At 65.6% G+C, this 1,429-nt stretch carries 1 protein-coding gene; it reads left to right on the plus strand.

Features of this window, described 5'->3' with window-relative positions; all coding sequences use genetic code 11:
• Positions 1 to 269: 269 nt before the first annotated feature.
• On the plus strand, positions 270 to 1,429 hold a 1,160-nt coding region (gene dnaX, locus AC4FAH_RS03935), incomplete at its 3' end, for a DNA polymerase III subunit gamma/tau (RefSeq protein WP_490245657.1).

The following is a 1,429-nucleotide window of genomic DNA, read 5'->3' on the forward strand; positions in this document are numbered from 1 at the left end:
GTCATCTCCTGCCTGTCCCGAGCCCCGCTTGGCGTTTCGTCGTGCCCGCAATTCGGGGGCGCACCACGCCTGTCATCCGGCCTCGCGCCCTCAATCCTGCTGCGCAAGTGGCATCGTGCTTTGAAGCCACACGGCAAGTCGCTAGAATGAGCGCATTCTCAGCGAGGCCTCGTCATCGGTCTCCGTCTGTCGACCGTCGGGGGTAAAGCCCAGCCGGGTCGTGCAGGTTTCAGCTCATGTTTCAGATCGCCCAAGGAATGCCCCGCTCAATGAGCTATCAGGTATTGGCGCGCAAGTGGCGCCCGCGCAATTTTCACGAACTGATCGGTCAGGAGCATGTCAGCCGTGCGCTGGTCAATGCCCTCGATCAGGGGCGCCTGCACCATGCCTATCTGTTCACCGGGACCCGCGGTGTCGGCAAGACGACGCTGGCGCGCATCCTGGCCAAGTGCCTGAACTGTGAAGAGGGCGTCAGCTCCAGGCCGTGTGGCGTTTGTGGCACCTGTCGCGAGATCGATGAGGGCCGCTTCGTCGACCTGATCGAAGTCGACGCCGCCTCGCGGACCAAGGTCGAGGATACGCGTGAGCTGCTGGACAACGTCCAGTACGCGCCGACCCAGGGCCGCTACAAGGTGTACCTCATCGATGAGGTGCACATGCTGTCGACCCACAGTTTCAATGCGCTGCTCAAGACGCTGGAAGAGCCGCCGCCCCACGTGAAGTTCCTGCTCGCGACCACTGATCCGCAGAAGCTGCCGGTCACCATCCTGTCGCGCTGCCTGCAGTTCACGCTCAAGAACATGCCGCCGGTGCGCGTGGTCGAGCACCTGTCCGACATTCTCGCCCGCGAGGAAGTCAGCTTCGAGGAAGACGCGCTGTGGCTGCTCGGCAAGGCTGCCGATGGCTCGATGCGTGACGCCATGAGTCTGACCGATCAGGCGATCGCCTTCGGCCATGGTCAGGTGCGGCGCGAAGATGTCGCCGCCATGCTCGGCACGCTGGATCACCGCCATGTGCTGGCGCTGCTGGAGTGTCTGGCCTCGCTGGACGCCGCGAGTCTGCTGGCGGAGGTGGCGACACTGGCCGAGCAGGGGCCGGACTACGGCGGGGTGCTGGATGACATGGCCTCCGTCTTCCACCGTCTGGCGATCGCCCAGATGGTGCCGAGCGCACTGGACAACGGGCATGGCGACCGTGATGCGCTGCTGGCGCTGGCCAGCCGTTTCACCGGTGAAGACGTGCAGCTCTATTACCAGATCGCCCTGCAGGGGCGTGGCGACATGGCCAACGCCCCGGATGCGCGCACCGCGCTGGAAATGACGCTGCTGCGCATGCTGGCCTTCCGCCCGCAGGGCGTGCCGCGCCCGGCGCAGACGCCGCTGCCGATGACCGGCCAGGCGGAGGGTGCGAACGCGCCTGGCGCTCAAGC

The organism is Cobetia sp. (assembly GCF_983723665.1).